The following is a 6,195-nucleotide window of genomic DNA, read 5'->3' on the forward strand; positions in this document are numbered from 1 at the left end:
CAATCAACGTACGGAGCAGACACGATGGCACCTCGCGGGGAATCGGTCAATGAGGAAATGCGCCAACGTTCCCGGCTCCGCATCATGCAGGCGACGGTCGAGCTGGTGGACCTGAACGGGTACGCCAAGACCACGCTGGGCGACATCGCCGAGCGGGCGGGGCTGGCGCGGGGGCTGCTGACGTACTACTTCGACAGCAAGCGGCTGCTGATGCAGGCGGCCACCCACCGGATGATGCACCTGACGCTCTCCGCCGCCCTGGCGGAGCTGCCCGGGGACAGCGACCCGGAGGCCCGGCTGGCCCGGGCGATCGACGCGGTGCTCGGGCTGGCGCTGGACCACCCCCGGGTGATGCGCTCGCACCTGGCGCTGATCCTCGACCCGGACGTGGGCGCGTTCGTGAAGGACCCCGAGCAGCGCACCCTGGGCGGCATCCTCCAGGGGCTGCTGGGCGACTGGGGCGCGGCCGACCCGGTGGCCGAACACGCGGTGCTGCGCAGCGCGTTGATGGGCGGGGTGATCGGGCTGCTGCTGCCGGGCGCGGCGGTCTCGCTGCCGCCGATCCGGGCCGACCTGTTCTACCGCTACGGCCTGGCCTGGGAGTTGGGCCGGCCGCCGCTGCCCGAGGCGCCGCCGCGCGCACAGCCGCCGACCCGGGTCTGAGCCGGGCCGCAGCCTGACGACCTGTCAGGAATGCGTCAGGGACCCGGACATGAGTCTGCCCGAGCCCCTGACGGAGAGAAGATCAGTTGCCGGACAGTATCCGGGTGAGCAGGTCCTTGGTCTGCTCCGGCGTCAGGCTGTCCACGCACAGGCGCTCCATGACCTGGACGTAGGCGTCGACGTCGTCGCGCTTGTCGAGGTAGAGGGCGCTGGTGAGCTGCTCCAGGTAGACCACGTCGGCGAGGTCCTGCTCGGGGAAGCGCAGGATGGAGAACGCGCCGCTCTCCCCCGCGTGCGCGCCGAAGCGGAACGGCATCACCTGGATCACCACGTTGGCCTGCTCCGACACGTCGAGCAGGTACTGGACCTGAGCGCGCATCACCTTGGGGCCGCCGACCGGGCGGCGCAGCGCGGCCTCGTCGATCACGGCCCACAGGCGCGGGCCCGGCCCGTCGCTGAGCAGCTTCTGACGGCGCATCCGCAGGCTCAGGCGGCGCTCCAGCTCCTCCTCGGTGATCACCGGGCGGGTCTGCGAGAAGACCGCGCGGGCGTACTCCTCGCACTGCAGCAGACCGGGGATGAACTGCACCTCGTAGGTGCGGATCTGGGCGGCCGCCTCCTCCAGACCGACGTAGGTCTGGAACCAGCCCGGCAGCACGTCGTTGAAGCTGTGCCACCAGCCGGACTTGTTGGCCTCGCGGACCAGGCCCAGCAGCGCCTCGCGCTCGGCGCCGTCGTCCACCCCGTAGAGGCTGAGCAGGTCGGCGACGTCGCGCTCCTTGAAGGAGACGCGACCGAGCTCCATGCGGCTGATCTTCGACTCGGAGGCGCGGATCTGGTAGCCGGCGTCCTCCCGCGTGATGCCCCGGGACTCCCGGAGCCGGCGGAGCTGCGAGCCGAGCAGGATCCGGCGCACCATCGAACCGCCACCGGGCTGGACTGTGGTCATTGCCGTCAAAACCTCCGCCGTGAGCAAACAGCGCACAGTCTGCCATCAGTTGAGCGCTCTGGGTGCCGGTACTGACTGATCAATCTGCCAGTTCTGCTCCGGCCCTCCCAGGATGCACGTGCATCCGGCGCTTGCATATGCCAAAGGTGCGACTGCACGTGAATCGACTCTTGCATCCGCAGTGTGCGCACGGGACCATGGTGCACGTGCACCTGCACACCCCTGGCACCCCCGCGGGCACCGTGTCGACGTCCCCACGCGCGATTCCGCACACGCCTCCGGCCGCGCCCCCGCGCGGCCGGATAGCCGTGTGCGGACGTGGTTCGTCGGCCCGGTGGCCGCGCGGCCGAGCGAGTCGGAGGTGACCGGCATGACCCCGGTGGGTCCCGCCGTGTCCGCCCCCTTATGGGAGGAGCTCTTCATGAGCACCGGTACGGCCATCGCGGCCGACCCGTACGTGGTCAGCTGCACCCTCGCTCCCCGCTTCGAGGCCGTGAAGACGGCCCGGGAGTTCGCCAGGGAGACCTTGCACGGCTGGGGCCTGGCTCCCCTCTTCGACGACATCGCCCTGGTGGCCTCGGAGTTGGTCACCAACGCGCTGCGGCACGCCCTGCTGCAGCGGCCCGACGCCGCGTCGGCGGTCCGGCTGCCGGTGCAGCCCGGTCCCGACCGTACCGTGGAGCCGCGGGCCGATGCGCGCCTTCTGCCGATCCGAATAAGCCTGGTGCACCGCGCACCCCAGGTGGTCTGTGCCGTCAGTGACCCGAGCAGCCAGGGTCCGGTGGCCCGCGAGCCCGATTTCGTCGCCGAGTCCGGCCGCGGCCTGCACCTGGTGGACTCCTTCAGCCGCTCCTGGGGCTGGCACCCGCTGGCCGGCGCGGGCAAGGTGGTCTGGGCCGTGTTCGAGGCCGACACCGTCCCCGCCCCCACGGCCACCCCCGGCCGCCACCGGCGCTCCGCCTGACCCGCCGTCATCCGGCGCCCGCCGACGGGGCACCCGTCCGCCTGACGCCCCGTCGGGCCCGGACACGACGAAAGGCCGCCGCGATCCCCTCGCGACGGCCCCGGTGCCCCCGGTCCGACGGACTGTCAGCCCGCCAGGTGGTCGAACTCCCCGTCCTTCGCGCCGAGCAGCAGCGCCGCTATCTCCGCGCGGGTGTAGACGAGGGCCGGCCCGTCCGGGAAGCGGGAGTTGCGCATCGCGACGTCACCACCCGGCAGCGCCGCGAACTCCACGCAGTTCCCCTGCGAGTTGCTGTGGCGGCTCTTCTGCCAGACCACACCCTCGAGGTCCGCGGAAGGCATGCCGTTGTACGTGGTGTTCTGCATGTGGATTCTCCCCGACGTGACAGGCGTTCGCCTCACTTGACGTGATGATAGCTCCAGTGCACGTGCATCAGCACGGGTGTTTGCGCGTGCACGATGTGGGGCATCAATCAGTCAGCACGGGTGTCCGACAAGCGAGTTGAGGCCCCGTATCAGGACAAACGCGGGCCAATCGTGGACATACCGATGACTGCGCGTACTCGAACTCCAGCGGGTTGTCGATCTTCGGGGGTCTGTCGAGATGGCTCACGGTCCGTCACCTCTGTCGGATTGTGACGCCGATCACCGTCCGGACTCCGGCCCGGCTGTGGGAGGTAGGGCGAGATGTCCTACGATCTCCGCCATGAGCACAGCAGCCATCCCGGGCCCGGCACTGCCCGTACGTACTCCAGGCTCCCGTGCGCGGGGGCGCCACCGCCGTCCCGAGCGGCCGGAGATCCCGGCGGGTTCGCCGACGCTGGTGCTGGCCGTTCCGGCCACCGCCGGGCCGGAGGTCCGCCCCGTGGTCGAGGAACTGCTCTCGATCGTGCGCGGCGAGCAGCCCGGCATCGAGACCGCCGCCGCCTACCTGGACGGCTCCCAGGACGACTCCTCCCCCACCGTGGCCGAGCTGCTCGCCCGGGCCGCCGAGGCCGGGCTGCCCGCCCCGGTGCTGGTGCCCCTCCTCCCGGGCCCGCACGGCTTCCTGACCGGCCTTCACGAGCTGGCCGCCGCGCACGGCGCCGTCGTGACGGACGTGCTCGGCCCGCACCCGCTGCTGGCCGAGGCCGTCCACGTCCGCCTCTCCGAGGCCGGGCTGGCCCGGGCCGACCGGGCCCGGCTGTTCGCCATCGCGACCGCCGCGGACGGCATCGTGCTCACCACCGCCGGCGGTGAGGACGCCGCCCAGGCCGCCGAGATCACCGGCGTGCTGCTGGCCGCCCGCCTGGCCGTCCCGGTGGTCGGCGCCGCGCTCGACGTGCCCGGCTCGGTGCTGGCGGCCGTCAACCACCTGAAGGCGACCGGCTCCCAGCGCCCCGCGCTGGCCCCGCTGGTGATCGGCCCCGAGGCCGACCCGGAGCTGCTGGCCACCGCCGCCGAGGAGGCGGACTGCCCCAGCGCCGCCCCGCTCGGCGCCTACCCGGCCGTCGGCCAGCTGATCGCCTCGGCGTACCTGGCAGCGCTCCCGCAGCCCGCCTTCGAGGAGCAGCCGGAGGCCTGACACCCCGACAGCACGAGGGGCCCCGTACGGTGTGCAACCGTACGGGGCCCCCTCGCGTCCGTCCCCGTGTGGACTCCGCGACCCAGGACTCAGGAGAGCGGCGCCGCGTCCCGCAGCGCGATCCTCGGGGTGACCACGGCGCGCGGTGGAACGGCGCTGGTGGTCGGGGTCGGCGCGCCCGAGAGGTGGATCTCCTGGGCCTGGTCCGCCCCGGCCCTGCGCAGCACCACCCGCTTCGGGGTCGGCAGCTTCGGGTCGATCCAGAGCTCGGTGCCGCTGAACTCGCAGTCCAGGATGGCGATGTCCTCCGGTGCCCCGCCGTCCACCGCGCGCAGCGCGACCCCGGCCTTCCGGTATCCCGTGAACTTGCTGCGCGTCACCTGGACGGTCTCGCCCGGGAGTTGGTGCAGCGCGGTGGAGACGGCGTAGTCCGACTGCCCGGCCGCGTCGATCAGCAGGCCGTCGAAGACGGTGCCCTTGTCCCGGCCGAGCGCGTGGATCGCCACTCCGCCGGCCGCGTTGCCGTACAGGACGGTTCCGCTGTAGTCGAAGTCGTTCAGGTAGGCGCCGTGCTCGATGCCCCAGCCGCCGTTGTGGTAGGCCACGAACTGGCCCACGGTGTGGTGGAATTCGGCGTTCAGCCAGACGAAGATGCCGTTCTCCAGGTTGTTGTGGGCCAGACAGCGCTCGAAGGTCCACACCCCTTCGCTGGTCTCCGGCCACTCGTAGCCGGAGGCGCCGTTGGCGCCCTGGACGCCGACCGCCACGCAGTCCCGGGCCACCCCGCCCTTGCCCGCGCCGAGGCTGAAGCCGGTCAGCCGGTAGCCGCGCGGGTTGGGGTCGAACTGGGTGCGGGAGGCCACGCAGGCGTCGTAGGTGATGTCGTTGGAGGGCCCCTGGGGGGTGCGGGTGTCCAGCGGACCGTCCCACCAGTAGGCGTCCTCCCAGGTCTGGTGGGCGATGCAGGAGCGGAAGGTGATGCCGTGGCAGTTGTGCGGCACGAAGGCGTGGCTGCCGGTGTCGCGGACCACCACGCCCTCCACCACGGTGCCCCGGGTGGTGTCGCCGAGCATGTGGAAGTGCAACCCGTACCGGCCGAGCACCGGCTCGGTGACGGGCTTGCCGGCCCACTTCTCCTTGCCGGCCGACCTCGGGCCCATCCAGCGCAGCGCGGCGTAGCGGACGTCGGCCCGCTGGTTGCTGGTGATGTGGACGTGGGCCCGGCCCTTCTCGGTGCCCTCGACCCGGACGTTGCGGGTCAGGTTGAGCACCTCGGCGCCGACGCTCACCCCGCCGCCGGTGGTGACCTTGGGGTGGGCGTACTTGAGCGGGCCGTCCAGGCTGACGGTGGATCCGTTGACGGCGGTGACGGTGCGGTGGTCGTAGCGCTCGGAGAAGCCCTCGGCGTCGGGCGTCCCGGTCGGGGTGACGGCGAGCTCGTCGCCGACCTGCCAGCCGGCCGGGGCGGCGGCCAGCCGGATGCTGGTGTCGCCGGCCTTCAGCGGGCCGGCCGCGCGGACCCAGGCGGTGCGCTGGGCGCCCGCCAGGCGGAGCCGGCCGGAGCCGGTGACCCAGAGGCCGGTGTCGCTCTCCACCAGGGCCATCCCGCCGCCCTGGAAGCGTCCCTCGTCGACCGCGGGGAAGCGGACGGCGTGGACGGTGGCGGCGTTCGACGGGGCGAGGGTGAGCGCGCCGCGGACCTCGACGTTGCCGTGCGAGGTGAGCGAAACCGGACGATCCGGGGCAAAGGTGAGCGAACCTGACGGTTCGACCAGGAGCGAACCCACCGTCACGTCGCCGTCCAGCAGCACGTGGTCGGTGATCCGCACCGCCGCGCCGGGGCGGGGCGCGGCGCCGCCGCTCCAGCCGGCCGGGTCGGACCAGCTCCGCGGCCGCACCGTCTCGGCGGGCGAGGCGGAGGCGGCGGCCGATTCGGTGGGCGAGGCCGAGGCGGACGGGCTGTCAGAGGCACCGGGCGAAGCACCGTGCGAATGCGAAGCTTCCGTCGGCGGCGGTGGCTTCGGCCGCCGAGGGGGCGTCAGGACGCTGCCGCTGC

General features: G+C 72.5%; 7 protein-coding genes. 4 read left to right on the forward strand and 3 right to left on the reverse strand.

The features are described 5' to 3' along the window. Window positions 1–57 precede the first annotated feature (57 nt). Window positions 58–663 carry a TetR/AcrR family transcriptional regulator gene (locus ABD946_RS34445; RefSeq protein ID WP_345289595.1) on the forward strand — a complete coding sequence of 202 codons (606 nt, stop codon included), beginning with the start codon at window positions 58–60 and terminating at the stop codon, window positions 661–663. Window positions 664–745: 82 nt separating this feature from the next. On the opposite strand, the gene ABD946_RS34450 is transcribed toward ABD946_RS34445, so the two are convergent. Next, on the reverse strand, window positions 746–1,612 hold the full coding sequence (locus tag ABD946_RS34450; protein ID WP_345289596.1) for a helix-turn-helix domain-containing protein: 867 nt from the start codon (window positions 1,610–1,612) through the stop codon (window positions 746–748). A gap of 421 nt (window positions 1,613–2,033) precedes the next feature. Between ABD946_RS34450 and ABD946_RS34455 the strand changes: the two genes are divergently transcribed. Continuing rightward, window positions 2,034–2,576 (forward strand): ATP-binding protein, encoded by a 543-nt coding sequence (locus ABD946_RS34455; protein WP_345289597.1) that lies wholly within the window; start codon window positions 2,034–2,036, stop codon window positions 2,574–2,576. Window positions 2,577–2,701: 125 nt separating this feature from the next. On the opposite strand, the gene ABD946_RS34460 is transcribed toward ABD946_RS34455, so the two are convergent. Continuing rightward, the gene (locus ABD946_RS34460; RefSeq protein WP_345289599.1) at window positions 2,702–2,941 is read right to left on the reverse strand and encodes a DUF397 domain-containing protein; all 240 of its coding nucleotides are present in this window, start codon (window positions 2,939–2,941) and stop codon (window positions 2,702–2,704) included. A 340-nt stretch (window positions 2,942–3,281) separates the two neighbouring features. On the opposite strand from ABD946_RS34460, the gene ABD946_RS34465 reads away from it, so the two are divergent. Then, window positions 3,282–4,139 (forward strand): sirohydrochlorin chelatase, encoded by an 858-nt coding sequence (locus tag ABD946_RS34465; RefSeq protein WP_345289600.1) that lies wholly within the window; start codon window positions 3,282–3,284, stop codon window positions 4,137–4,139. 89 nt (window positions 4,140–4,228) lie between these two features. Here ABD946_RS34465 and ABD946_RS34470 read toward each other — a convergent pair whose 3' ends face one another. Next, a complete protein-coding gene (locus ABD946_RS34470; RefSeq protein ID WP_345289601.1) occupies window positions 4,229–5,968 on the reverse strand; it encodes a hypothetical protein in 1,740 nt (579 codons plus the stop codon). Here ABD946_RS34470 and ABD946_RS34475 point away from each other — a divergent pair. Beyond that, on the forward strand, window positions 5,958–6,195 hold a 238-nt coding region (locus ABD946_RS34475), incomplete at its 3' end, for a hypothetical protein (RefSeq protein WP_345289602.1). The genes ABD946_RS34470 and ABD946_RS34475 overlap by 11 nt on opposite strands.

The sequence above is a fragment of the Kitasatospora albolonga genome, from assembly GCF_039535905.1.
Lineage (GTDB): Bacteria > Actinomycetota > Actinomycetes > Streptomycetales > Streptomycetaceae > Kitasatospora > Kitasatospora albolonga.